18 protein-coding genes and 1 tRNA gene are annotated in these 25,348 nt (G+C 67.1%); 11 read left to right on the forward strand and 8 right to left on the reverse strand.

The genetic code is table 11. The annotated features are described in order from the left end of the window. Nucleotides 1-61 precede the first annotated feature (61 nt). From GF405_00885 to GF405_00900, 4 genes are all read left to right on the forward strand, one after another. Nucleotides 62-775: a TonB family protein gene (locus GF405_00885; protein ID MBD3366711.1), complete on the forward strand. Its 714-nt coding sequence runs from the start codon at nt 62-64 to the stop codon at nt 773-775. A 4-nt stretch (nt 776-779) separates the two neighbouring features. Next, nucleotides 780-2,153 (forward strand): Tol-Pal system beta propeller repeat protein TolB, encoded by a 1,374-nt coding sequence (gene tolB, locus GF405_00890; GenBank protein ID MBD3366712.1) that lies wholly within the window; start codon nt 780-782, stop codon nt 2,151-2,153. A 93-nt stretch (nt 2,154-2,246) separates the two neighbouring features. After that, nucleotides 2,247-2,723, forward strand: coding sequence for an OmpA family protein (locus GF405_00895; GenBank protein ID MBD3366713.1), 477 nt, complete (start codon nt 2,247-2,249; stop codon nt 2,721-2,723). A gap of 297 nt (nt 2,724-3,020) precedes the next feature. Next, nucleotides 3,021-3,386: a LysM peptidoglycan-binding domain-containing protein gene (locus GF405_00900; protein MBD3366714.1), complete on the forward strand. Its 366-nt coding sequence runs from the start codon at nt 3,021-3,023 to the stop codon at nt 3,384-3,386. Between the two features lie 105 nt (nt 3,387-3,491). Here the strand turns inward: GF405_00900 and GF405_00905 are convergent, their stop codons facing one another. Next, nucleotides 3,492-4,295, reverse strand: coding sequence for a hypothetical protein (locus GF405_00905; GenBank protein ID MBD3366715.1), 804 nt, complete (start codon nt 4,293-4,295; stop codon nt 3,492-3,494). A gap of 260 nt (nt 4,296-4,555) precedes the next feature. Between GF405_00905 and GF405_00910 the strand changes: the two genes are divergently transcribed. From GF405_00910 to GF405_00930, 5 genes are all read left to right on the forward strand, one after another. Continuing rightward, nucleotides 4,556-5,365 carry a hypothetical protein gene (locus tag GF405_00910; protein ID MBD3366716.1) on the forward strand — a complete coding sequence of 270 codons (810 nt, stop codon included), beginning with the start codon at nt 4,556-4,558 and terminating at the stop codon, nt 5,363-5,365. Between the two features lie 113 nt (nt 5,366-5,478). After that, nucleotides 5,479-6,432 (forward strand): hypothetical protein, encoded by a 954-nt coding sequence (locus GF405_00915; protein ID MBD3366717.1) that lies wholly within the window; start codon nt 5,479-5,481, stop codon nt 6,430-6,432. Between the two features lie 296 nt (nt 6,433-6,728). Further along, nucleotides 6,729-7,064 carry a hypothetical protein gene (locus tag GF405_00920; GenBank protein ID MBD3366718.1) on the forward strand — a complete coding sequence of 112 codons (336 nt, stop codon included), beginning with the start codon at nt 6,729-6,731 and terminating at the stop codon, nt 7,062-7,064. 100 nt (nt 7,065-7,164) lie between these two features. Continuing rightward, complete coding sequence (locus tag GF405_00925) at nt 7,165-8,814, forward strand: DUF885 family protein (protein ID MBD3366719.1); 1,650 nt, start codon at nt 7,165-7,167, stop codon at nt 8,812-8,814. Beyond that, complete coding sequence (locus tag GF405_00930; protein ID MBD3366720.1) at nt 8,802-11,402, forward strand: hypothetical protein; 2,601 nt, start codon at nt 8,802-8,804, stop codon at nt 11,400-11,402. The genes GF405_00925 and GF405_00930 overlap by 13 nt, the downstream gene beginning before the upstream one ends. Before the next feature lie 77 nt (nt 11,403-11,479). Here the strand turns inward: GF405_00930 and GF405_00935 are convergent, their stop codons facing one another. From GF405_00935 to GF405_00965, 7 genes are all read right to left on the reverse strand, one after another. Continuing rightward, nucleotides 11,480-14,167 carry a DUF2723 domain-containing protein gene (locus GF405_00935; protein ID MBD3366721.1) on the reverse strand — a complete coding sequence of 896 codons (2,688 nt, stop codon included), beginning with the start codon at nt 14,165-14,167 and terminating at the stop codon, nt 11,480-11,482. Between the two features lie 8 nt (nt 14,168-14,175). Next, the gene (locus GF405_00940; protein MBD3366722.1) at nt 14,176-14,943 is read right to left on the reverse strand and encodes a TIGR00159 family protein; all 768 of its coding nucleotides are present in this window, start codon (nt 14,941-14,943) and stop codon (nt 14,176-14,178) included. Further along, nucleotides 14,940-16,175: a dihydropteroate synthase gene (gene folP, locus GF405_00945; GenBank protein ID MBD3366723.1), complete on the reverse strand. Its 1,236-nt coding sequence runs from the start codon at nt 16,173-16,175 to the stop codon at nt 14,940-14,942. The genes GF405_00940 and folP overlap by 4 nt, the downstream gene beginning before the upstream one ends. A gap of 25 nt (nt 16,176-16,200) precedes the next feature. Next, the gene (gene hflB, locus GF405_00950) at nt 16,201-18,243 is read right to left on the reverse strand and encodes an ATP-dependent zinc metalloprotease FtsH (GenBank protein ID MBD3366724.1); all 2,043 of its coding nucleotides are present in this window, start codon (nt 18,241-18,243) and stop codon (nt 16,201-16,203) included. A gap of 35 nt (nt 18,244-18,278) precedes the next feature. Beyond that, nucleotides 18,279-18,818, reverse strand: a complete 540-nt coding sequence (hpt, locus tag GF405_00955; protein MBD3366725.1) for a hypoxanthine phosphoribosyltransferase — start codon at nt 18,816-18,818, stop codon at nt 18,279-18,281. Next, nucleotides 18,781-20,220, reverse strand: coding sequence for a tRNA lysidine(34) synthetase TilS (tilS, locus tag GF405_00960; GenBank protein ID MBD3366726.1), 1,440 nt, complete (start codon nt 20,218-20,220; stop codon nt 18,781-18,783). The genes hpt and tilS overlap by 38 nt, the downstream gene beginning before the upstream one ends. Nucleotides 20,221-20,325: 105 nt before the next feature. After that, nucleotides 20,326-20,402, reverse strand: a tRNA-Met gene (locus GF405_00965). Between the two features lie 223 nt (nt 20,403-20,625). On the opposite strand from GF405_00965, the gene GF405_00970 reads away from it, so the two are divergent. After that, entirely contained in the window at nt 20,626-22,557 is a 1,932-nt protein-coding gene (locus tag GF405_00970) for a hypothetical protein (protein MBD3366727.1), read from the forward strand. Between the two features lie 162 nt (nt 22,558-22,719). Continuing rightward, nucleotides 22,720-25,305: an ATP-dependent chaperone ClpB gene (gene clpB / locus GF405_00975; GenBank protein ID MBD3366728.1), complete on the forward strand. Its 2,586-nt coding sequence runs from the start codon at nt 22,720-22,722 to the stop codon at nt 25,303-25,305. Nucleotides 25,306-25,348 lie beyond the last annotated feature (43 nt).

Here is a 25,348-nt window from a genome sequence, read left to right on the forward strand (position 1 = left end):
GGTTTCGGACGGCGGCTTGTCTGGAAGGACGATGGGACCGAGGGGCGACAATGGAGCGGGAATGACGCGCGTTATCGTGATATCGGCCATCGTGCACGTCGTCCTCGTGGTGCTTCTGCCGTTCGCCCCGAGACTGACGCGCGCCCCCGAGCCGGCCTACGACGTTTACTCGGTCGAGCTCGTCGAGGTCGTAGAATCCGCGCCGGCGCCGGCGGTCGAGCAGACGGTAGAGCCGCCTCCGGAGGAGGAGCCCGTCGTCGAGGAGGAGGCCCCGTCCGAGGAGCCGGAGATCCCGGAGGAGCCGGTACGGCGGTCGCGGCGCATCGTCACGACGCCTCCGCCGCGGCAGGAGCGGAGCCTGGCCGAACGACTGGCCGACCGGCTCGGCGACGACGAGGAGAGGGAGCCTGCAGCTGCATCTGCCGAGGAGCCCGTGCCGGAGCAGACGCCTACGGCGAGCACCACCGTCTCGGCCTCGCGTTTCCCGTATGCCTGGTACCTGTCGATCGTGCAGGGGAAGGTGAAGTCGAACTGGAGGCAGCCGGGGGGTCTTCTTTTCGGGGAGCGAGAGCTCAAGGCTGTGGTATCTTTCAGGATACGCCGGGACGGGACCGTCGGTCCCGTCACCGTGCGACGCTCGTCCGGAAGAGCGACGCTCGATCAGTCGGCGGCCAGGGCCGTCCAGGCATCAACGCCTTTCCCTCCGCTTCCGGACGACTACCGCGAGGATCATCTCGACGTGACGATCGACTTCGCGGTCACAAGGAACAACTAGAACCGTGCCCGCGACGGACCGTGGACTGCGAAAGGAAGAACGCGTGACCAACGCATTCGGAGGACGCACGACACGAGGCGCGGCAAGGACCTCTCTCGCAGCGGCGCTGCTCCTCCTTCTCACCCCGGCGGCCCTCTGGGCCCCCGAGGTCAGACTGAGCGTCCAGAAGGGATTCGGCGAGAAGGTCGTCATCGCGCTCCCGCTGTTCACGGGAGAGGGGCGGGGCGGCATCGACCCGGCAGGGGTCCGGGACGTCCTCGGCTTCGACCTGGCGAACTCCGGCTACTTCAGCCTCGTCGAGAACACTGAGTTCGTCGACGATGTCGAGAGCGACGACCGCGCCACGGGCGACATCGACTTTCCGGAGTGGGTAGCGATCGGTGCCGAGGTTCTCGTCAAGGGGAGCATCGACGTCGGACTCACAGAGTTCCGGGTCGAGGCGTCGGTCTACGATCTCGCCCGGGGACAGCCTATCTTCGGCCGCCGCTATACGGGGGAGCCGGATCGGTGGCGTCGGGCCGTCCACAGACTCTCGGACGACATCGTCCGCCAGCTGACCGGAGAGCCGGGCGTGGCGTCGACGCAGATCGCCTACGTATCCAACGAGACGGGGACGAAGGTGATCTACGTGATGGACTACGACGGCGCCAACCAGCGGCGAGTGACGCGCGACGGAACACTGTCTATCTACCCGGACTGGTTCCCCGGGGGGGAGGCCGTCATCTGCACGCGGTTTCGCGGCAAGCGGCAGGAGACCTATCGCGCGGACGTGTCGAGCGGCGCGCTCGATGTCGTGACGTCGTTCCCGGGGCTCAACGCCTTCCCGGCGGTCTCGCCCGACGGAGATGAGATCGCCCTCTCGCTGTCGCGAGACGGCAACACCGAGATCTACCGGGTCCGTGCCGACGGAACGAGCCCGAGGCGTCTGACCTTCGGCCGGAGTACCGAGTCGTCCCCGCGGTGGTCGCCCGACGGGAGACGCATCGTGTTCGTTTCGGACCGGGCGGGAACGCCGCAGCTCTACACGATGAGCGCCAACGGCGGCAGTCCCGACCGCCTGACGTATCGTGGTTCGTACAACACGTCGCCCGACTGGTCGCCGAAGGGCGACCTCGTAGCGTACACGTCGAGGGTGGAGGGGGTGTTCCAGATCTGCACGGTCGACGTTGAGACCAAGGAGGTCGTCAGGATCACGGCGGGCCCCGGGCACAAGGAGGACCCGTCGTGGGGTCCGGACGGGCGGCATGTCGTCTACAGCATGACGTCCGGCGGGAGCGCGGATCTCTACATGATCGACATCTATGATCTTGAACCGGTGAAGCTCACGAGTGGAACGAGTGACTATTCGAGTCCGGCGTGGTCGGGCAGGCTTGAGTAAGGGGACCTGAGAGCCCTCTTAAGGAGGAGAGCGATGCGGAGGTTCTTTGGAGTTCTTGTTGTGGCCGCTCTTGCGGCGGCGCTGGTGCTGACGATGGCGGGATGTGGGTCGAAGCCTGAGGTGGAGACGGACGTGACGGACATGGGGGAGACGGAGGACGATACCTCGGCGCTGACCGGTGAGGACATTCCTCTCTCGGAGACGCCCGATGACATCGTCTACGTCGAGCCGACGAATCCCGAGTTCCAGAACATCCACTTCGAGTTCGACCGGTACGTCATCCGCGACGTCGACAAGCCGACGCTGGAGCGTATTTCCGGCTGGATGCAGGACCACGAGGGTACGTATCTGCTGATCGAGGGACACTGCGACGAGCGGGGCACGAACGAGTACAATATGGCGCTGGGCGAGCAGCGGGCGCTCGCTGCGCGCCGCTACCTTGTTGGCCTCGGCGTCGACGCCGGCCGCATCACCACCGTCAGCTACGGCGAGGAGCGTCCGATCGATCCGAGGAGCACTGAGGAGGCCTGGGCGAAGAACCGCCGGGCGCACTTCAACATCTCCCAGTAGCCTCGAACGACGCTCGAGCGGGAGGTTACCATGCGCAGAACCGAGCCCACCACTCGACGTCCGTCCAGGTTCTGTCTCCTCGCGGTGGCGTTTGTGCTGACCGCGGTGCTCGCCGGCTGCGGTACCGGTGGGCTGGCGGTGAAGCAGGATGTGTGGGAGGCGCAGGACGAGTTCGAGAGGCGGCAGGCCGGCCTCTCCGAGAAGGTCCTCTCCCTCGAGGGCAGGGTCGGAGCGCTCGAGGAGGAGGTCGGGGCGCTCCGCTTCGAGATCGATCGCCTCTCGACCCAGATGGGCGAGATGGAATCGGATTTCTCGAGGGGCCTCGAGTCGATCCGCGCAGGTCTTGAGCAGATCGGCATCGAGCTGGAGGACCGCATCCGGGACGTCGACCAGGCCCGTCAGGAGGACCGCCGCGAGCAGCTGGAACGGCTCGAGATCGTTCTCGAGGAGGTGACGCGCGAGAACGAGGCGCTCCGCGAGGAGATCGAGGCGATCCGCTCGTCGGTGGCCGAGGGCTACGAGCATACGGTGCAGCGCGGCGAGACGCTGGCGACGATCGCCTCCCAGTACGGCGTGACGGTGCAGTCGATCGTTCAGGCGAACGGGATCAGCGACCCGAACCGGATCGCCGTGGGGCAGAAGCTCATCATCCCGGCGAACTGAGGGGCACGCGGCACGCCCCTGCCGGCCGGACGACAGAAGACCCTCCCCGACGAAGGGAGGGTCTTCTCTTTCCCGCTGCGCTCCCAATCTGCTCTTCGAGAGCGCCTACGAGGGGGGATTGAACTCGAAGGACGGATCGTACCGGCGGAGACGCTCCGCCTTCTCCATGAGCTTGTCGCGGAGCTCGGGGACGCCGGTCCGGCGCCACTCGTTGTACGTGTCGAGGAACTCATCGCGCATCTTCTCGATCTCGAGGTCCCGCTCGATCTGCTCGATCGACCGCTCGAGATGGAAGAGCTCGCCCGGGGAGTACCGTCTGATGAAGTCGAGGTACTCTCCACGCATGTAGGACAGGATGCGGACGTAGCTCTCGATGCCCTCGGAGAGTTTGGCGAGCGTGGCGGCGATGGCGCAGCGTCCGCGGTTGAGCTTCGTGGCATAGGATGACGCGAGGCCGTAATAGACCGAGGCCCTGCGCACATAGAACGCCTTGGAGATCACGAGGGCCGGGTGGTGCGCGTGGTGCCGGTCCTCGAAGATGTCGAAGACGCTGGTGCCCATGAGAAGGTAATCGGCCGTCGCCCTGTAGATCGTGTACCGGTCGCGGTCGTCGTGCGCCTCCTCGAGAAGCTGATGAAGGTGCGCTTCGTCTGTGGCGACGTGCTCCGAAACGCGCTCGATATGCTTCGGGTCGATGTGTGAGTTCAGGAGATGGGCGAGGTAGACGTTGACGTCCTCGTCGTAGAACTCGGAGTTCGACTCGATGCCGGTGTTGACCCTCGAGTGAAGCAGGCAGTTAAGCATGAAGAAGTACGAGGTCTCAACGTCGGTCCCGAGGTCGAGCTTCCGCCGCCGCTGTCGGTTCCTGCTGGCGCGGCGCCGGGTGTTGTGGTTGAGTCGTCTCGACATGGTTCCTCTCTTGGTGGCTTCACCCTGAAGATTCCGGGGCTCAGAAAGCAAAATCCGTTCCACCGAACGGGGCTCCAGGGTCGTCCGGGGACGTCGGCGACCGGACCGGTTCCCGTTGTGGCTTGTCGCCCTGCGAATGCAAGAACTACGCCACGGTCCGTCAGCGGAGGAGCGGCCCGTTCCACGGGCATTGCCCGCGCGGTTACTTCCTGCTACTTTGTGTACATTGTGTGTCACCGGCGGTTTGGCTGGAGGAGAGCATGAAGGTCGCTGCGATTCAGTTCTGTCCCGAGTTCGGCGCCATGGAGCACAATCTCGGTCGAATGGAGGAACTCGTCGCCCGGGAGCGCGCCGATCTCTACGTCCTTCCCGAGCTTGCCGTCTCGGGGTACCTCTTCGAGTCGGAGTCGGAGGCGAGGGCGCTGGCCCAGCCGCCGGACTCGCGCGCCTTCAACGGACTGTCGGACCTCGCGGACAGGCAGTCCGCCGCAGTGGTCGTTGGGTTCGCGGAGGTGTCGAACGGGGAGCTCTACAACTCCTCACTGATCATCTCCCCGGACGGAGGCAGGGCCGTGTACAGGAAGATCCACCTGTTCGCCGACGAGAAGGACATCTTCGCGCCGGGCGACCGGCCCCCGGAGGTCCACGACATCGGCGGGGTGAGACTGGGGCCGATGATCTGCTTCGACTGGATCTTCCCCGAAACGGCGCGCTCGCTGGCCGTTCTCGGCGCCGACATCCTCTGTCACTCGGCAAACCTCGTGCTGCCTTACTGCCAGGAGGCCACCGTCACGCGGTGCATCGAGAACCGCGTCTTCGCGGTCCTCTCCAACCGGACGGGCACGGAGGAGCGCGGCGACCGTCGCCTCCGCTTCACCGGCATGTCGGAGATCGTGACGCCGTCAGGACAGATCCTGGTCCGGGCCGACGAGGAGGGCGACGAGGTGGTCGTCGCCGACATCGACCCCACGGAGGCGCGGAACAAGTTCGTGACCCCGAAGAACGACGTCATGGCGGACCGGAGGCCCGAGCTCTACTGCCTCGGAGATGAGCACAGGCCCGGCGACTGAGCCGGGACGGCGGGCCTGTGGCATATTCCTTGCAGTCCGGGAAAGCGGACGAACGCGCCCGCGTCCTCCGGAGGCGCGGGAGGCGACCGCGAAGTCATGCAGGGGGGAGCGGAGTGAACCGGACGGGCCTGAGCATCGAGATGAAGATCGTGCTCCTCCTCGTGAGCACGCTGCTCATCCAGGACGCTATCCTGGTCGCGATGTTCCTCGCCGGTGCGCGACCGACCGCCATCCTGATCACGCTGGGAGTCACGCTCCTCTTCGCTGTCGCGATAGCGGCCGGCTGGGCCGGCGGCGTCGCGCGCGCCATCGACGCGCTGACGCGCGCCTGCTTTGCGGCGAAGAAGGGCGACACGCGCGTCCTGACGGTCCTGCCGAGGAGCGATGAACTCCGCGCCCTCAATGACGAGATCAACGAGCTTGTCGGCCTTGTGCAGCAGGCTGACGAGCTTCGGAAGCGTGTGGAGCTGGAGGGCGCCTTCGCGGACCGCGCCGAGGAAGCCGCACCGGGTCTGCTGCACGCCTCGCACGAGCTCCTCGTCTCGATGAAGGAGCTGAGCGAGGGAGCGGCGGCGCAGAAGGACATCCTCCGCCGCACTGCCGGGGCGCTCGCTGAGGCGCGCGCCGTCCTTCAGAGTGCGTCGTCCTCGGACGGACGTGATGAGGGAACGGGCGACGTGGCGGAGAAGCTCAGGGCCCTGAGCACGCTCTCGCGTGAGGTGGAGCTTCTGGCCGATGGCCTGATGGACGAGGTCACGCGGCCGTCGTTCGACGAGGCTGCGATCGCGAGGGCGGTGAACGGTATGCGGGACGCCGCACGGACGATGGCCGAGGTGGGCCTGCAGGCGGCTCCTCCTCTGGAGCGACGACGGTCCGAGCTCGACGCGGCATCCCGTGCTCTGGAGGCCGTCGAGCGTGGCGAGGTCGCGAGGGCCGACGCAGCGCGGGTGGCCCAGTTGATGGACAGGAGCGCCGGAGGCGGGATGCGCACCGCGACGCGTATGGCGACGCTGCTCCGGAAGCTGGGCATCGAGATCGAGGCCCGAAAGCGGATCCGCGGCAGCTGACCGACTGCTCACAGGACTGCCAACACAGTGGACAACGGGGTGTCACCGACGGGTGACACCCCGCTTCAGTTGAGGGGCGAAACACCCTGTAACTGTCCGTCTCGCGGCGACTTTCGCGGAGCGGCGCCGGGTCCGGAGCCCCGGTGGCACACCGGATGCTCGTGTGGAGGATGCGGTGCACGAGGGTCCGGGGGGCACGGGGCGCGGGCGACGGGAGGCCCGCGCGCGGTTCGGAGGACGGGATGTGAGGAGGCCCGAGCGCTCCCCGGCGGACTCCCCCTGCGAGGCGACACCAGATGGAAACGCGCCGGAACGCGCTCGGCGTCCTGAGACGCGGCGGACGGCCGCCCTCGCTGACCCGTGATCTGGCCAGGATCAACCGGTCGCTTCGGGACGACCTCAGCGTGAGCGTCGTGACGGGGCCGTCGGTGCCGGGCCGAGCTCCGCGCCGGGAGGGCACGAGCGTCGTGCTCTCGTACCGACTGCCGGACGGTCGCCTCAGGAGCGTCAGCAGCCCGCTGGCGAGAGGTCGCCACGACCGGCGGCGGAGGCTCGCGCTCGCAGCATCGGTCGCCGAGTGCGCCATGACGCTCGGCCTCGGAGCGGGGATCTACCGGCCCGGAATGACTTGAGGGGGCCGCACGCCTGTGGAACAATGATGGGGCGACGTACCCGGAGGACCGCACACCACGTCCCGGGATTCCGATCACCCCCATTCCACAGGAGGCCGACATGGCCGGCACGCTGGACGGACTGGTCGACCGTTACATACAGACCGTCTCGGAGGACTATCCGACGTGGGCGACGTTCCTCGGGCTCCACGAGAGGGACGGGGAGTTCGGCGACTACTCCACGGACGGCATCGCAGAGAAGCGCGGACATCTCGAGGATCTCGCCTCGGAGCTCAGAACGCTTCCCTCGGACGGCATGAGCAGGGATGAGCTCGTCGACGCGGCGCTCCTCGGCGCCACACTGGCCTCCGCGCTCTTCGAGTACGACAAGGTCCGTCCCCACGTGCGCAGGCCGGCCATGTACCTCCAGACCGCGCTCTCCGGATGCAATCTGCTCGTCTCTCGCGAGTTCGCTCCGGTCGTCGATCGGGCCGGGAGTCTCCTGTCCCGTCTGAAGGCCGTGCCGGCTCTTCTCCTCCACATGGAGGAGAACATCGAGAACCCGCCCAGGGTCTTCGCCGCGGTCGGCGCCGAGATCGCGCACGGGGGCGCGGCCTTCGTCAGAACCACGATACCGGGCATAGCCGAGAAGGTCCCGGGGCTCGCGTCCGATCTGGACACGGCGGCGAGCCACGCCATCGAGTCATTCGAACGGGCTGCGGCGCACCTCTCGAAACTGGCTGAGGACGCGGACGCCGACTTCGCGCTCGGCCGTGAGGGCTTCGAGTGGATGCTGAGGAACGACCACATGCTCGACCTCGATGCCGACGGGCTCGAGGAGATCGGCCGGGAGGTGCTCGAGGAGACGAAGTCGGAGCTCGCGCGCGCAGCGCAGGAGATCGACCCGGACGGGACGTGGGAGGAGATCATCGACCGCCTGAAGAACGAGCATCCGGAGAAGGGCGAGGTGCGCGAGACCTACGCCTCCTGGATGGAGCGCTCGCGCGAGTTCATCAGGAAGGAGGGGCTGGTTCGCGTCCCGGAGACCGAGGAACTCGAGGTCGTCGACACGCCGGTGTTCATCCGTTCGATCATTCCGTACGCGGCCTACCTGCCTCCGGGACCGTTCGAGACGAATCAGTGCGGGCAGTTCTACGTCACGCCCGTGAACGAGGAGCTTCCACCCGAGGAGCAGGAGCGCCAGCTCAGAGGCCACGGCCTTCAGGCGATACCCGCCACGGCCGTGCATGAGGGGTATCCCGGACACCACCTGCAGCTCGTCAGGGCGAATCAGTGCCGGCGGAAGCTCCGCCGGATGACCCAGAGCACCGTGTTCTGTGAGGGGTGGGCGCTCTACTGCGAGGATATGATGTGGGAGGCCGGGTTCTACACGGACCCACGCATCAGGATCTTCCAGCTCAAGGACGCGCTCTGGCGGGCGGCGCGGGTGGTCGTCGACGTCGGCCTCCACGTGCGGGGCATGTCGATTGATGACGGCGTCGACTTCATGGTGAACGAGGCCGGTCTCGAGCGGGTCCACGCCGTGGCCGAGGTCAAGCGATACGCCGGCAGCCCGACACAGCCGATGAGCTACACGATGGGGAAGCGGGCCATCCTCGACATCAGGCGGCGTCGGGAGGCGTCGGACGAGCGCTTCAGGCTCGCCGACTTCCACAACGAGCTTCTGGACCTGGGCAACATGCCCCCGCTCCTCGCGGAGGTCTGCCTGGGACTCAGGGATTCGAAGGACGTCCACGCGTGGACAAGCTGACACGCCGCACGGTCCTTCCCAACGGCGTCAGACTGCTCGTTCGGGAGCTTCGTACGGCGCCCGTCGTCACCCTCAATCTCTGGGTCGGAACGGGATCGGTCGACGATCCGGAGGGACGGGCCGGCGCCGCGCACTTCATCGAGCATCTTCTCTTCGGAGGCCGCGGCTCGGGAGGCGCGGGCGGGAGGCTCGTTCGCGAGGTGCTCGACGCCGGCGGTCAGCTCAACGGCGAGACGGGGTGCGACGGGACGAACTTCTACCAGGTCGTCCCGAGCAGCGCCTGGAGCGACGTGCTCAGGCGGCAGGTCTCCGCCGTGACGGAGGCGGAGTTCGCTCCCGGAGACGTCGAGGCCGAGCGGTCGGTGATCATCGAGGAGGCGCGGGGGGCGGAGCGCCACCCGCAGTCCTTCCTGTGGCACCGGCTGATGGAGCACGCCTTCCCCGACCATCCGTGCCGTCGCCCGGTACTCGGGACCGAGGACTCGCTGGCGGCCATGACGCCCCGTGATCTCGTGTCGCACTTCTCCCGCCACTACAGGGGCTCGAACCTCGTCCAGGTCGTCGTCGGGGATGTGGACGCGGACAGGGTCGTCGAGGAAGCGTCGTCGCTCCTCGAGGGGCTTCCCTCCGGCGACCGGCCGCGGCGCCCCTCTCTTCCTGGGACCACCGACACGGTCGTCCGCGGGCACGGCTACCCGGGGCGCCTCGACCGCGCCTACATCCTCATCGGTCACCGGGTTCCCGATGCGCTCCACGACGACCTCCCCGCACTCGACGTGCTGTCCGGCCTGCTCGGGATGGGACGGAGCTCCAGACTGAGGCAGAGGCTGCAGCTCGACGCCGGACTCGTGTCGAGCATCGATTCGGGCGTGGTCTCGCTTCGGGATGGCGGACTGCACGTCGTGCGGGCCGTGACGAGCGCCGAGTCCGTCAAGGCTGTCGTCGAGGCGACGCTGGCGGAGTTCCGGCGCGTCGCCCGCTCGGGTGTGAGCGAGGAAGAGATGGAGAAGGGCGTCAGAAGACTCGAGTCGGCATATGCGCTGGAGCACGAGACGTCTGATTCGATCGCCCGGACGCTCGGGTACTACGAGACACTGGGCGACTTCGAACTGGCGGAGCAGTACGTCGACCGCCTGGCGTCAGTGACGGCGGTCGACGTGCGGCGCGCGGCGGAGTCCTACCTGTGCGAGGGGGAGGGCACGGTCGTCTCGTACGCCCCCGAGGGGACGGGTGCCCCGGAAGGTGCCTGGTCGCCTCCGTCGGCGGGACGGACGGTTCGCCCGAGGGCGGACCGCATCGCCGAGCCGCCTGCGGCGCGAACCCGATCGGCCCGGTTCGAGCGACCGATGCTCGCGGCGGAGTCATCGGCCCCGGTCTGCCGCAGGAGGGAGCTTCCGAACGGGGCCGTCATCGTCGAGTGTGCATCGCGGGCTGTGCCGGTCGCATCGGTCGCCGTCGCGTTCCGCGGCGGTCACAGCGAGGAACCGCGGGGCTCGGGCGGGCTGACGTATCTGACCCAGAAGGCGCTGCTTCGCGGAACGAAGCGGCTCCCCGCGGCACGCCTGGCGCAGGAGATCGAGAGCCTCGGAAGCGGCATGGGAATCGCCGTCGACCGCGATGGGTTCGGCGTAGGGCTGACGGTCCTGTCGTCACGCCTCGAGAGAGCGGTGGCGCTCCTGTCGGAGGTCATATCGGAGCCCGCGTTCGACCCCGCGCAGGTGCGGCTCGTGCGGGAAGAGGTTCTTGCGGAGATCGGCCAGTCCGAGGACGATCCGATGCACCGCGCCCTCGTGGCGGTCCTTCCGCTCGTGTTCGGGGAGCATCCGTACGGACGCTCCGTGCGGGGGGACAGAACGACGGTCACCGGCCTTGCGTCCGAGAACCTCGCGGAGTGGCACGCGGACCGCTACGGGGGGGCGCGGATGGTCGTGTGCGGGGCCGGCGACCTCCCGCCTGGGGAAGTCGCGGCGGTGGCAGAGAACGTGTCCGATGCGTCCCCGGCACCCGAGGTGCCCCCGCCGGAGACCCGTCCCGATGGGCGGACGGTCATCGAGACGCCCGACTCCCGCCAGTCCACGGTGCTTGTCGCGTTCAAGGGGCCGGCGGCGGGGACCGACGAGGCCGTTGCGGCGAGGGTCGCGGCACGCGGCCTCGGCATGATGGGCGGGCCGCTCTGGAGGAGACTCAGGGAACGCCCGCCGCATGCCTATTCCGTTGGGGCGAACGTCTTTCAGTTCGGAAGGGCGTCGATCGTTGTCGCCCACGCGACGTCGCAGCCGGGCAGCGAGGAGAAGGTGCGCGAGGCCCTCATCGAGACATTCGACGGTCTGGCCGCCGGCGGAATGGACACCGCGGATCTCGGGAGGGCGCGACGGTCGGCTGCGGGCGCGTACGAGATCGCGCTCCAGCGGGGGGCGGCGAGAGCGGTTGCGTGCTCGATGGCCGAGATCCTCGGTACGGGCTACGAGCGCGTCTTCAGGACCGCCGACCTGCTGCGCGGGGTGACGTCCGACTGCGTCGCCGACGTCGCCCGGAGGTACCTGACGGCCGAACGCGGCGCCGCCTCGGTCATCGTCAAGGGCGCCTGAACCGCGCGCACGAGGCCGGAACGAGGAAGGGGTCCGCCGTCCGGCGGGCCCCTTCTGATTCCCCCGACGCTCCCGTCCTAGCCCTGCTCTCCTCTGTCGGGAGCGGCGCTTCCCATCGCTCTCTCGAGTCCCTCGGGATCGTATCGCTGCCACAGCCCGAGCAGCCAGTCGACCCGGTCCTGCATCCCGAGCTCCTCGTAGATCGTCAGGACCGCCGGGTAGATCTCGCTTCGTTCGGGCTCGCGCCGGAGCGCTTCCTCGTAGGACTCGAGCGCGGTCCGGTAGTTCGGTCGGGCCTCCTCCATGCGTCCGGCACGCTTCAGGTCCTCGGCCACCATGAGGTAGACGCCGCCGTGGCGTACCCACGACTCCGTGTTCTCCGGCTGAGCCTCGAGCAGCCTGTCGGCCAGCGGCATCGCCCTCTCCGGCTGATAGAGCCGGACGGCGTAGATGGCGATAAGGCCGTTCAGCGCGGGACCGTAGGTCGGCGCGAACTTGAGGGCGATCTCGTAGAGCTTGACGGCCTCCTCGATGTCGGGCGGCGGGTTCTGCATCTCGTGGAAGGCGAGGCGTGAGAACCCCGCGGCGTAGTTCGTGATAAGCCGCCGGTAGGTCTGATTCTTGTAGACCTCGTCGATGACGCGCCAATTGTCGTCCTTGTCGACGATGCTGTCGTACCGGTAGTTCTCAAAGCAGTTCTCGCGGGTCTTCTCCACGTCGATCTGGTAGCGGCCTTCGGACCGGACAAGCTGAAAGACCATCCCCTCGAGTTCGAGGTGGTCGTCGTAGCCCATGAAGTTGTCGACCGTCACGGCGAAGTAGACCGGCCGCTCCAAGTTGTTTTCCCGAATGAGGTCGTGGATCGTGATGTCCCTGAGCGTGACAAGTCGAAGCTGTCCCGTGTCGGGGTCGCGGGCCCAGTAGGGATGCATCTCGTCGATCTGCTCGTAGGTGAAGCTGAGCGGGAGCCCTCGCTCCTTGAGCTGGCGTACGTACCAGTTGATCTGCACGAGCGACAGGTTGACGATCTCGACGTCTTTCCTCACGCCCTCAACCTCCTGGAGATACCAGAGCGGGAACGTATCGTTGTCCCCGTTGGTAATGAGGATCGCGTCCTCCTCGAGGAAGCTGAGCAGGTTCCATGCGTAGTAGTGCGCCACGTAGTTGTCGCTCCGGTCCTGCTCGAAGTAGTGATGCTGGAGCGGCCAGAGCGAGATGAGAATGAGCGCTCCGGCTGCCGCGTAGAGTCCCGCCTTGCCCAGCTTCTTCGCCCATCTGACGATCTGGCCGCTGCCGATGCCCATCCAGAGCGCCAGTCCGACGTACATCGGGACCCAGAAGTACTCACGCGACCGCACCTCATTGGCCGAGATGTTCAGGTAGAGGAGGAGCCCGACCGACGCCGCGGCGAACGCGATGGCCATCATCACGAAGGTGCGCCTGTCGCGCCTGGCATGCACGATGGCGCCCCAGACCGCGAGGAGGAGCGGCCACACAGTGAACTGCGGGGCCAGGTACGACCAGAGGATGCGGAACTGATTCGAGAACGGCGTACGTCTCGGGAAGAAGTGCATCGGCTCGTACTGCTTCCGCCGCATGACGTCGAAGACGAGCTTCCAGGTGTGCGGATTCGACTCGTTGATCGGCGGATTGAGCCTCGCGCGGATCAGGAGATAAGCGTGCACCGAGAGGGCGAGAAGCCCCAGCACGACCGCCCCGAAGACCATCCGCGCCGGTATCTCGGGACGGTCGATGTGCTCGGTGCGGATCAGGTAAGCGTAGAGAACCACGGCCCCCGCCGAGATGATGAGCGACAGCAGGAACCACCCGACGGCGAGTCCGCCGTTGTTCGTTCCGCTGGCGATCAGCGCCACGAGCTCGATGACCACGAGGGTCCAGAGCATGGCGGGCGGCATCATGGCCGCAGGGTGCGCCGCCGCGACGCTCTTCTTTCCCTGCTTCTTCATACGCCTGCGCTCGCCGCGTCCGGGTCGCGCGCCGGCGTCGTGCCACATCGCCGGCACCGCGTAGTAGAGCGTGGTCAGAAGCCACAGGAGACCGATGCCGTACGCCCCCCACATGACGCCCTTCGACAGCAGGAAGAACGTCATCCCGAACGGAAGGGCGAGCAGGAAGAGACCGATGTAGCGCGTCTCGAAGAGAATGATGAAGACAAGGAAGGCCGGTGCCCAGAGCAGGCACCCCATGTGAACGCCGACGCCGAGCGCCAGCAGGTAGATGATCAGGAAGAGGAGTCGTCGGTCCCTCGGCGTTTCCCTGAGTTCAGACCACTTGAGCACCATCCACAGGGTGACCGCCATGATGAAGATGTTGGTCGCGTAGACCTCGGCCTCGAGGGCGTTCTCCCAGAAACTGAACGAGAAGGCCATGAAGAGGCACGCCGTAATGCCGGTGACGTAGGTGGGCAGGCCCTCCTCGAAGGACTCGATGCGGCCCTCCCAGCGCTTCCTCATCTTCACGAGCGCGAGGTAGAAGAAGACGATCGCCAGCGTCGCGGCGACGATCGACGTGAAGTTGACCGCCTGCACGACGTTCGGGAAGGGCAGGAGGGAGAAGAGCCTCGAGATCAGCGTGTAGATGGGAGAGCCCGGCGGGTGGCCGACGCCCAGGATCGCGCCGACCGCGACGAACTCGCCGTTGTCCCAGAACGAGACGACCGGGCATGTCGTCATCATGTAGACCGTGAACGCCACGGCCCCCAGCACCCACGCGATGATCATGTTCGTTCGTTGGTGGCGGTACATCTGTGCTCCTAGCTTCCGGTGGTCTCGGTTGTCTCGGGCCTCAGAAGCTGCTCCAGTCGCTCCCTCAGCGCCTGCGGCGTCAACCCCCTGGAGATCTGCCCGGCGAGGGCCAGCGAGATCTGTCCGGTCTCCTCGGAGACGACGACGACGACGGCGTCCGTCTCCTCCGTCAGGCCGACTGCGGCGCGGTGACGCGTCCCCAGCGTGTGCACGAAGTACGGGTTCTGCGAGAGCGGCAGCGTGCACCGTGCCGCGATGATCCTGTCAGCGTTGATGATGACCGCCCCGTCGTGAAGCGGCGTCAGCGGCGTGAAGATCGAGACGATCAGCGACGAGACGACGGGAGAGCCCAGCAGGACCCCGGTCTGGTAGTAGTTGGTGAGCCTCGCCGAACGCTCGATGACGACGAGCGCCCCCGTCTTCTTCTGTGCGAGCGTCTTCGCCGCCGTCACGACAGCCTCGATGGCCTCGTGCTCCTCGACCTTGACGAACGGCCTGAAGAGCCGGCTCTGACCGACCTGTCCCAGCAACCGCCGGAGCTCCTGCTGGAAGAGGATGACGAAGATGATCGCCCAGACGCCGCGGAGGCCGGACATCAGCCAGTTCAGAGCGTCGAGCTGAAGCCATCGGGCGACGAAACCGATGACGACGATGACGATGAGCGAGATGAGCATCTGCATCGCCCGCCGGCCCCGCATGAGCAGCAGAAGCTGATAGACGATGAACGCCATGATGGAGACGTCGATGATGTCGATGAGGATCCGCCATCCTGTCATGGCATGCGCTCCTCCCGCCGCCCCGAGACGAGGCAGGCATCGACCATGCTCACGGTCCTGACGGCCGGGCGCACGTCGTGTACCCGGACGATGCGGGCGCCCTGGGCGACCGCGTAGGCGCACGTAGCGAGGGTCCCCTCGATGCGGTCCTCGACCGGCAGGTCGAGCACCCGGCCGATGAAGCCCTTCCGTGAGGGACCAACGAGCACCGGCCTCCCGAGCGAGGCGAGCTCCGGCAGCCTCCGCAGCAGCTCGAGGTTGTCCTCCGTAGTCTTCCCGAAGCCCAGCCCCGGGTCAACGATGATCTGGCCGGGGCCGACACCGGCATCACACGCCCTTCGGACGGCGCCGTCGAGCACGCCGGTGACCTCGCCGACAAGATCGTCGTACGACGGGTCGTGCTGCATGGTCTCCGGGTCGCCCCGCATGTGCATGAGAACGCACGCGGCGCCGGCCGAGGCCACCGTGTCGGCCATCGCGTCATCACCTCTGAGTGCCGTGACGTCGTTGATGATGACGGCGCCCTCATCGAGGCAGGCCTTCGCTACGGGTGCGCGGAACGTGTCGACCGAGATCGGTCCCTGCCACCGGTCCGCCAGGCGCTCGACGACCGGGACGATCCGGTCGAGCTCCTCCGGTTCGGTGCAGGGACTCGACCCCGGCCGGGTCGAGAGGCCGCCGATGTCGATGATGTCCGCACCCTCGTCCACCATTTCGAGGGCCCGGTCGACGGCCGCCGTGGGGGTGGGATAGCTGCCTCCGTCGGAGAAGGAGTCGGGCGTCACGTTCAGAATGCCCATAACGTGCACGTGGTCGCCCAGGTCGAGCTCGAACCGGCCGGCGCGAACCGTACAGCCGCCGCCTCCCGCCACGGCGTCGAGAAGGGCCGCGATGCGCTCTCCGAGGCGGGGGAGATCGAACGGCTGCCAGGACAGCTTCTCGGACAGGAGCCTGAGCTGGGCGAAGGTCCCGAAGATGATGATATCGGTGCTGTCGACGCCGTGTGTCAGAACGTCCCGGGCGACGGCAGCCTCGCCGCCGATCGAGAGCATCTGCTGCTTGATGATGTGAGCCGCCGGGACACAGGCCCCCGCGACCTTGACGGCCAGGTACCGGCCCTTGGGCGTCATCGCGTCGATGCCGCCCTCGGAGACGTCGATGGCGCGCATCTCGCGCGCCGCGTCCTCGAGGGTCTCGATCAGGATGATCCTGGGTGAGAGAACGTCAGCCATGGTCCCCGGCCGATCCTCGCGCTGTCTACGAACCTCCTCCGGGGGGCGTTCCGTCGCCGGCAGCCCCGCGCGTCGAGGCTTCCTCGTCCCCGGATGTGTCGCCTTCCTGTCCTCCGACCCGCTCGTCGGTCACGCCGACGGCTCCGAGAAGCTCGTCGACCTCGCTGCCCGTCATCGTCTCGCGGTCGAGCAGCGCCTTGGCCAGCATATGGAGCTTGTCGTTGTTCTCGGAGAGAAGCGTACGGGCGCGTTCGAGCGCCGAGTCGACGATACCGCGCACCTCCTCGTCGATGAGGACCGCGGTCGCCTCGCTGTACTCCTTCGAGCGTCCCATCTCGCGGCCGAGGAAGATCTGGCGGTCCTCCTTGCCGAACGTCACGGGTCCGAGTCGGTCGCTCATACCCCACTCACAGACCATCCGTCTGGCCAGCTCGGTGGCGTAGTCGATGTCCTGCGCCGAGCCGGTCGTGATCTCACCGAGGGCCAGCTCCTCGGCGGCCCGGCCGCCGAGAGCGTGCGCCAGGGTATCGAGCCAGTACTGGCGGGCGTAGTTGTGCCGCTCGTCCGTCGGGAGGAAGTAGGTGACGCCGAGGGCGTGTCCGCGCGGGATGATTGTGACCTTGTGGATCGGGTCGGTTCCGGGGATCAGCCACGAGACAAGGGCGTGTCCCGCCTCGTGGTATGCCGTCGTGCGGACCTCCTCGTCGGTCAGGATCACGCTCTTGCGCTCCATGCCGAGCATGATCTTGTCCTTCGCCTCCTCGAAGTCCTCCATCTCGACGGCCTTGTGCCCGGCCCTCGCGGCGAGGAGGGCGGCCTCGTTGACGAGGTTGGCCAGGTCGGCGCCGGAGAGGCCCGGCGTGCCTCGCGCGAGCACGGTGAAGTCGACGCCGTCGGCGACCTCGACCTCGCGCGCCGCGACCTTCAGGATGCCCTCGCGGCCCTGGAGGTCGGGACGGTCGACGACGATCTGCCGGTCGAACCGCCCGGGCCTGAGAAGAGCGGGATCGAGCACGTCGGGACGGTTGGTTGCGGCCAGGAGGATGACCCCCTCGTTCGACTCGAAGCCGTCCATTTCGACAAGCAGCTGATTGAGCGTCTGCTCCCGCTCGTCGTGTCCGCCGCCGAGACCGGCGCCGCGCATCCTGCCGACGGCGTCCATCTCGTCGATGAAGATGATGCACGGGGCGTTCGCCTTGCCCTGCTCGAAGAGATCGCGGACGCGGGCCGCTCCGACGCCGACGAACATCTCGACGAAGTCGGAGCCGCTGATCGACAGGAACGGCACCTCGGCCTCGCCGGCCACCGCTCTCGCGAGCAGTGTTTTGCCCGTTCCGGGCGGGCCCACGAGCAGCGCGCCTTTCGGTATCTTGCCGCCCAGGCGCTGGAACTTCCTCGGCTCCTTGAGGAACTCCACGATCTCCTGGAGCTCCATCTTGGCTTCGGGCAGGCCGGCGACGTCCTCGAACGTCACCTTCGGCCGGTCCTCGGTCAGGAGCCTGGCGCCGCTCTTCCCGAAGCTGAACGCCTTGCCGGGCCCGCCGCCGCCGCGCATCGACCGCATGATGAAGATCCAGAACGCCACGATGACCAGCAGGGGCAGAACGGAGAAGAGGACGCCGCCCCAGTTGGTGGCGGGCGGCTCGCCGACGAGCTCGACGTTCGGATTGGTTTCGACGACCTCGTCGATGAAGTCGGGGTCCTCGAAGAGCAGCCACGTGTAGAAGCGCGTGAACTGGACCTCGTTGCCTTCCCTGACGGCGACGGAGGCGGTCTTGAGCTCGCCGGTGACCTTCCTGCCCTCGACGGACACCGAGGCGATGTTGCCCGCCTCGATCTCCTTCGCCAGCTGGCTGTAGACCAGCTCGACCTCCTGCGGTCTGGAGGACATGTAGAGCTGGTATGCCATGATGGCCAGGAAGATGAAGATGATCCAGGCGATCAGCGGGTTGCGCGACCGCGGCGGGGGAACGAGCTTCTTGTGCAGCTCGTCGCCGCGCCTTCGGCGCTCTTCGTCGTCGCGGCGGTTGTTGCCGCGCGGTGTCTCTGGGGGTCTTCGTTCTGTCATTCAACCGGCTCCCCGCGGCGCGGCCGCGGTGCTGTCTAAGGGACCTCCTCGTCCTCGACGACGGCGATGTGGGGCAGGTTCCTGTACTTCTGCGCGAGGTCGAGGCCGTAACCGACGACGAAGCGGTCCGGCACGACGAACCCGACGTAGTCGAGGTCGAGCTCGACCTCGCGTCGCCCCCGGCGATCGAGCAGCGTGCAGATCTTCACGCTCTTCGGGTGGCGCGTCTCGAGGTTCTCGATCAGGTAGCCCAGCGTGCGTCCTGTGTCGACGATGTCCTCCACGATGATGACGTGGCGTCCCTCGACCGACTCCGAGAGGTCCTCCAGGATCCTGACGACCCCGGAGCTCGTCATTCCGTCCCCGTAGCTCGAGACCTCCATGAAGTCGACCTCGACGGGGAGGTCGATGGCGCGGACCAGGTCGGCGAGGAACACGAAGCCGCCCTTGAGGACGTTCACCAGGATCGGCGGATCGTCGGCGTAGTCCTCCGTGATGACGCGACCCAGCTCCTCGACGCGCTCGCGTATCTGCTTCTCAGAGAGAAGGACGCTTCCGAACCTCTTCTGCTCCATCGAGTTTCTCCGCCGTGACCCTGAGCACGCGCCGCGTCGCCTCTGTCACAGGCGCCGCCGCGCTTCGCCTCACACCGACGACCCAGCAGAGGTCGCCGGCAGCATCGCAGACGATCGGCAGTGCGTCCCGCAGACCGAACGGGATCTTCTCGTCGATCATGAGTTCCTTGAGGCTCTTCGTGCCGTCCATGCCGAACGGCCGGATGCGGTCGCCCGGACGCCTCGGCCGGACGGACAGCGGGAGCTCGACGGCGTCGAGGTCGAAGACCGTGACACCCTCTCCCGGATCGGACGCGTCGATCGCGCTCGCTCCATGCGGAGCGACATCCGCCGTGATTCTGAGACGCGCCTCCGGAAACTCGACAGAGCCGGGGACGTCCAGCCGCGCCTCGGCGAAGGTCGGCGGTCCGTCGCCCTCTGAGACCACAAGACGCCCGTGCTCCAATCTGGCGCGGGCGCCGCCCGGAAGCTCGACCGATGCCCCGACATCGTCCCTTCTCAGAAGCTCGAGCAAGTTGTCCACGTGGCGGGACGCAAGCGGTGCCAGATCGGGGCGCAGGGACGCGAAGACCCTCCGAAACAGGCTCCTCTGCAGTGCCTCATCGTAGTGGGCGAGTTGTGCCGAATCAAGGGCGAAGAGGCCCCGTCGCGTCGACTGAATGACCGAGGGAAGGGCCTCATCCGTGGCGCGTTCAAGATGGGCGGCGACGTCGGTCATGATGGCGCCCGTGCGCACCAGCGCGTCGCGGATGGAGGGGTTGTACTCCTCGAGGACTGGCATGAGCTCGAGTCGGATGCGGTTCCGCGTGTAGTCGGAGGTCAGGTTCGATGAATCGGTGCGCCAGGCGGCACCGCGTCCTCCAAGCCAGGCTTCGACCTCCTCCCGCCGGACGTCCAGGAGGGGGCGGATGACCATACCGCCCTCGCCCCGGTGAGGGATGCCGGAGAGACCGTCGGGCCCCGAGCCCCTGAGCAGGCGCATGAGCACGGTCTCGGCCTGGTCGTCCGCCGTGTGGCCGGTCGCGATGCGCTGACAGTACTCGAGCTTCATGACCTTGACGAGATACTGGTAGCGGAGCATTCGCGCGGCCTCCTGCTTCGAGTAGCCGTGCGCCATGACGAACCGCGGGACGTTGACCTCCTCCGTGAAGCAGGGGACGTCGAGCTCGTCGCAGAGGTCTCGGACGAAGCGGGCGTCGTCGCGTGACTCCTCGCCCCGGAACCTGTGGTCCAGATGGGCCGCCTTCACACGGATGCCCAGCGTCTCGCGGAGCTCCAGCAGGATGCGAAGCATCGCCACCGAGTCGGCGCCGCCGGAGACGGCGGCAAGCACGGTGTCGCGCTCGGAGATCAGACGGTAGCGTCTGCAGGTCCACAGGACCTTCTCGACGATCTCATCCATGACGGGAGGCTGCCCTTCACGAGAACGGCCGTTCCCGGTCGGCCGCGCCGCACCAAGTCCTCAACAAGAAGACGGCCCTCCGCTCGGCAGCAGGAGGGCCGGATCTGGTAGCGGTGCAGGGATTCGAACCCCGGACACGCGGATTATGATTCCGCTGCTCTAACCAACTGAGCTACACCGCCACGTTCGCTTTCGTCCGGCGGAACGGGCCGATGCCGTCGACCGCCCGCACCACGCCATTCTAGCCCAGACCCCCCCGGCGGTCAAGATGTGGGTGCGACCACCCCCCGCCGCGCGCATCATAATGAGACGACCCCCGCCCAGAGGCCACGGCTGTGGGGCGGTCTGTGCGGTGAGGCCGGGGCGGGGGTTCTCTTTTCGGCTCGGGACTGCTATGCTCCCGCCATGTTCGCGGCACACCGCAGACGATCACCCGAGAGGGACCCGGGGCTCCGGCGCGGCGCGGCCGGTCCTGCCGGCGGCGCATCGCGCACCGTGCTCATCATCCTCGTCGCCGCGCTGTGTCTCGGCGGCGTGCTCCGCTGGGCCTACATCAATGAGCATCGCCGCTCCCCCGAGTTCACGGAGCCTTTCAGCGACGCCGAGTACCACGACTACTGGGCGCGCGGCCTCGCCTTCGGCAGCTGGACCCGCCCTCCGAACGAGCCGGACCCTGAGATCCACGACTCCCCGTATCTTCGTCCGCCCGGCTATCCCTTCTTCCTCGCACTCATCTTCCGCGCCACCGGCGGCGGCTATCTCGCCCCGCGGGTCGTGCAGGCGGCGCTCGGGCTCCTGAGCGCGTGGCTCGCCTTCGTCCTCTGTCGACGCTGGTTCGGAACGGTCGCGGGACTCACCGCCGCCTTCCTCATGGCGGTCAACTGGTCGTTCATCTACTTCGAGGGGGAGTTCCAGGCCCCGGCGCTCCTGATTCCGCTTCTTCTGTTCTTCGCGCTGCTCATGTCGGACCAGGTTCGGGGAGTGTCCGCGCGGAAGGCGTTCGTAGCCGGACTCGTCCTGGGCGCCGCGGTCATCACGCGTCCGAACGCCCTCCTGCTTGTTCCGGCCGCGGGACTCTGGATGTTCCGGCTCGGACGCCGCGGCGCGCGTCGCGGGCTCGGCGCGGCGTTCCTGGCCCTGGTCGCGGGGACCGTGCTCGTGATGGCTCCCGTCACGATACGGAACGCCGTCGCGTCGGGTGAGTTCGTGCCGGTGACCTCCAACACGGGCGTCAACCTCCTCATGGGCAACAACCCGGAGGCCAACGGCTTGTGCGACGGCGACCTGCCGGGCATCGGCGAGTTCGGAACGTGCTTTGACTATCCGGCCGTCGTCGACGCCCTGGAGGAGCAGGTCGGCCGCCCGCTGACCCACGCTGAGGCGTCGAACCTCATGACCCGCCGCGCGCTCAGATTCGTTCTTGAGAACCCGGGCGAGGCTCTTCGGCTGACGGGGATCAAGGCCCTGCTCTTCTGGGGACCCTTCGAGGTCAGCCACAATACTGTCGTCGAGCTCGAGAGGAAGGACTCGTCGGTCCTCTCGGCCATCCCCGTCGGGTTTCCGTTTCTGGCGGCCCTTGGGCTGCTCGGCTGCGGAATCGTCCTGGCGGAGCTCCGCTCGCGTCACCGTCGGAGCGGGGGTACGCAGGGGGAGGACGCAGCGGAGGATGCGTCTATCCGGACGGACGAGGGCCTTGAGGTCGCGGTCCTCATCGCCCTGCTGCTCGCGGCGTGGTTCGTCTCGATCCTGCCGTTCTTCGCCGCCAGCCGCTACCGCGTGCCGGCGGTCCCGTTCCTCGTTCTCCTCGGTGCGGCCGGCGTCGAGTGGATCGTCGGGCGCGTGAGGAGCAGGGCGTGGCGGGCGATCTCGTTGTGGGGAGCTGTCTTCGCGGGGCTTCTCGTTCTCGCCTCGATCCGCTTCGTTCCGTATCGGGCCGATCGCGGCATATGGCACTACAACCGCGCGATGAGCCATGCGGCGACCGGTGAGCTGGCGACCGCCGTCCGGGAGTACAGAGCCGCCATCGAGGAGAAGCCCTCACTCTGGCAGGCCCACATCGATCTCGGTGTTGCGCTGGCGCGCCGCGGGGAGTTCGCGGAGGCCGGACGGCACATGATGGACGCGCTCCGACTGAACCCGACGGATCCCCACATCCACTACAACGTCGCGCTCCTCATGGAGGCGACCGGGCAGCTCGAACGAAGTGAGGAGCACCTCCTCGAGGTCCTCAGGCTGGCCCCCGGTTTCCCGGGCGCCCGCCGTGACCTTTCTCGGGTCCGGTCCGCGATCGAGGGCGGTGGTCGCACCGGCACGGGGTCGGAGCGCGACACGCCGTAGAGGAAGGGGCGCGGCTCCGTCAACCCCCTATGGTTGCTTCGGGACGCACCGGTCCCTTCTGCATCCAAAGGAGTGCAACATGGAGAACACACCGTGAGGCGCCCGGTGGGTTCACGCGGGCGCCCTGCGCTACCCGAAGAGCGTAGGAGGTAGATGAGCGAGATGAGATTGGATCGATTCACACTGAAGGCGCAGGAGGCGGTCCAGTCCGCCCAGTCCCTGGCCATGGAGAGGAACCACCAGGAGATCACGCCGCTGCATCTGATGCACGCGCTGCTGGAGCAGCAGGAGGGCGTGGTGGTCCCCATCCTCCAGAAGCTCGGCGTCGACGTGTCGTCGCTGCGGACGAGGATCTCCTCCGAGGTCGAGAAGCTGCCGGAGGTCTACGGCTCGGCCGGTCAGACGTACGCCTCGACACTTCTTCAGAACGTGCTCGGCGCGGCGTGGACCGAATCGCGGCAGCTCAAGGACGAGTACGTCAGCACGGAGCATCTCCTGATCGCCGTCTCGGAAGAGAAGGAGTCGACGGCCGGCGCCATGCTCCGCGAGGCGGGTGCAACGCGCGAGAACATCTTCCAGGTTCTGAAGGCCATCCGCGGCAGCCAGCGCGTCACCGACCAGAGTCCCGAGGAGAAGTACCAGGCCCTCGCCAGGTACTCCCGCGATCTCACGGACCTTGCCCGCGCGGGGAAGCTCGACCCGGTCATCGGGCGCGACGAGGAGATCCGACGCGTCGTCCAGGTGCTGTCGCGCCGGACGAAGAACAACCCCGTGCTTATCGGCGAGCCGGGCGTCGGGAAGACGGCCATCGCCGAGGGACTTGCTCAGCGCGTCATCGAGGGTGACGTGCCGGAGAGCCTCAAGAACAAGCGGATCAACGCTCTCGACATGGGCGCCCTCATCGCGGGCTCGAAATTCCGCGGCGAGTTTGAGGACCGCCTGAAAGCCGTCCTTCGTGAGATCGAGGAGTCGGAGGGCGAGATCATCCTCTTCATCGACGAGATGCACACGCTCGTCGGCGCCGGCGCGGCCGAGGGTGCTGTCGACGCGTCGAATATGCTCAAGCCCGCGCTCGCGCGCGGGACGCTCCACGCGGTCGGAGCGACGACGCTCGACGAGTACCGGAAGCACATTGAGAAGGACGCCGCGCTGGAGAGACGCTTCCAGCCGGTTTATGTGGGGGAGCCGTCGGTCGAGGACACGATCGCCATTCTGAGAGGCCTGAAGGAGCGCTACGAGGTCCACCACGGTGTGCGAATCAAGGACACGGCGCTCGTGGCGGCCGCGACGCTCTCGCATCGCTACATCACGGACCGGTTCCTTCCCGACAAGGCCATCGATCTCGTCGACGAGGCCGCGTCGAGGCTCCGCATCGAGATCGACTCGATGCCGCAGGAGCTCGACAGCATCGAACGGCGGATCACGCAGCTCGAGATCGAGCGACAGGCCCTCAAGAAGGAGAAGGACGAGGCGTCGAAGGAGCGGCTCGAACGTCTCGAGGCCGAGCTCGCGGACCTCAAGGAACAGACCGCGGAGATGAAGGTCCACTGGGAGAACGAGAAGGAGGCCATCCACTCGATCCGGGACACGAAGGCGGAGATCGAGAACGTCAAGGCCGAGTACGAGCGCGCCGAGCGGCAGGGAGACCTGAATCGGGCAGCGGAGCTCCGGTACGGGAGGCTGACGGAGCTCGAGAAGGAGCTCGTCGAGGAGAACGAGCGTCTCGCGGAGATCCAGAAGGACCGGCAGATGCTCAAGGAGGAGGTCGACGAGGACGACATAGCGACCGTCGTCTCGTCGTGGACCGGCATTCCGGTCTCCCGCATGCTGGAGGGTGAGCGCGAGAAGCTCCTGCAGATGGAGGACCGCCTGCACGACCGCGTGGTCGGTCAGGACGACGCCATCCGTCTCGTCTCGGACTCCGTCAGGCGGGCCCGGGCAGGGCTTCAGGACCCGAGGCGCCCCATCGGCTCGTTCATCTTCATGGGACCGACCGGTGTCGGAAAGACCGAGCTCGGTCGCGCACTGGCCGAGTTCCTCTTCGACGACGAGGACGCGATGGTCCGCGTCGACATGTCGGAGTTCATGGAGAAGCACGCGGTGGCACGGCTCATCGGAGCTCCCCCCGGCTACGTCGGCTACGAGGAGGGCGGTTATCTGACGGAGGCCGTACGGCGCCGTCCGTATTCCGTTGTTCTGATGGACGAGATCGAGAAGGCGCATCCGGAGGTCTTCAACGTGCTCCTGCAGATCCTCGACGACGGCCGGCTGACCGACGGGCAGGGGAGGACGGTCGATTTCACCAACACGATCGTCATCATGACCTCGAACGTCGGGAGTCAGTGGATCGAGGAGCTCGGAGGGAAGGACGATGAGGCGATGCGGAAGCGCGTCATGGAGGCGCTCCGCAGCCAGTTCCGTCCGGAGTTCCTCAATCGCGTCGACGAGATCGTCATCTTCAACTCGCTCACGCTCGAGGAGATCAAGGAGATCGTCGACATCCAGCTCGAGCGTCTCCGGACCATGCTCGAGGACCGGAACATGTCGCTCGAGCTGTCTGACGAAGCGAAGGAGATGATCGCCAGGGAGGGCTTCGACCCGGTCTACGGGGCGAGGCCTCTGAAAAGGGCCATCCAGCGCGAGATCCAGAACCCGCTGGCCGTCGCGATCCTCGAGGGCGACTTTCAGGACGGGGACGCGGTGCGGGTCGACGTGAAGGACGGAAAGACCGTACTCGAGAAGGCGTAGCGGCACTGAACAGCCGTGAACAGCAGAAGGGGGAGGTCGGTGA

Source organism: Candidatus Effluviviaceae Genus V sp. (assembly GCA_014728125.1).
In the GTDB taxonomy this organism is placed as follows: Bacteria; Joyebacterota; Joyebacteria; order Joyebacterales; family Joyebacteraceae; genus WJMD01.

What these genes read in the sequence shown, in the direction of transcription:
- GF405_00885 (MBD3366711.1), top strand. Translation starts at nt 62, where the DNA reads ATGACGCGCGTTATCGTGATATCGGCCATCGTGCACGTCGTCCTCGTG.
- GF405_00895 (MBD3366713.1), top strand. Translation starts at nt 2,247, where the DNA reads ATGGCGGGATGTGGGTCGAAGCCTGAGGTGGAGACGGACGTGACGGAC.
- GF405_00900 (MBD3366714.1), top strand. Translation starts at nt 3,021, where the DNA reads ATGGAATCGGATTTCTCGAGGGGCCTCGAGTCGATCCGCGCAGGTCTT.
- GF405_00905 (MBD3366715.1), bottom strand. Translation starts at nt 4,295, where the DNA reads ATGTCGAGACGACTCAACCACAACACCCGGCGCCGCGCCAGCAGGAAC.
- GF405_00910 (MBD3366716.1), top strand. Translation starts at nt 4,556, where the DNA reads ATGAAGGTCGCTGCGATTCAGTTCTGTCCCGAGTTCGGCGCCATGGAG.
- GF405_00920 (MBD3366718.1), top strand. Translation starts at nt 6,729, where the DNA reads ATGGAAACGCGCCGGAACGCGCTCGGCGTCCTGAGACGCGGCGGACGG.
- GF405_00925 (MBD3366719.1), top strand. Translation starts at nt 7,165, where the DNA reads ATGGCCGGCACGCTGGACGGACTGGTCGACCGTTACATACAGACCGTC.
- GF405_00935 (MBD3366721.1), bottom strand. Translation starts at nt 14,167, where the DNA reads ATGTACCGCCACCAACGAACGAACATGATCATCGCGTGGGTGCTGGGG.
- GF405_00940 (MBD3366722.1), bottom strand. Translation starts at nt 14,943, where the DNA reads ATGACAGGATGGCGGATCCTCATCGACATCATCGACGTCTCCATCATG.
- folP (MBD3366723.1), bottom strand. Translation starts at nt 16,175, where the DNA reads ATGGCTGACGTTCTCTCACCCAGGATCATCCTGATCGAGACCCTCGAG.
- hflB (MBD3366724.1), bottom strand. Translation starts at nt 18,243, where the DNA reads ATGACAGAACGAAGACCCCCAGAGACACCGCGCGGCAACAACCGCCGC.
- hpt (MBD3366725.1), bottom strand. Translation starts at nt 18,818, where the DNA reads ATGGAGCAGAAGAGGTTCGGAAGCGTCCTTCTCTCTGAGAAGCAGATA.
- tilS (MBD3366726.1), bottom strand. Translation starts at nt 20,220, where the DNA reads ATGGATGAGATCGTCGAGAAGGTCCTGTGGACCTGCAGACGCTACCGT.
- GF405_00970 (MBD3366727.1), top strand. Translation starts at nt 20,626, where the DNA reads ATGTTCGCGGCACACCGCAGACGATCACCCGAGAGGGACCCGGGGCTC.
- clpB (MBD3366728.1), top strand. Translation starts at nt 22,720, where the DNA reads ATGAGATTGGATCGATTCACACTGAAGGCGCAGGAGGCGGTCCAGTCC.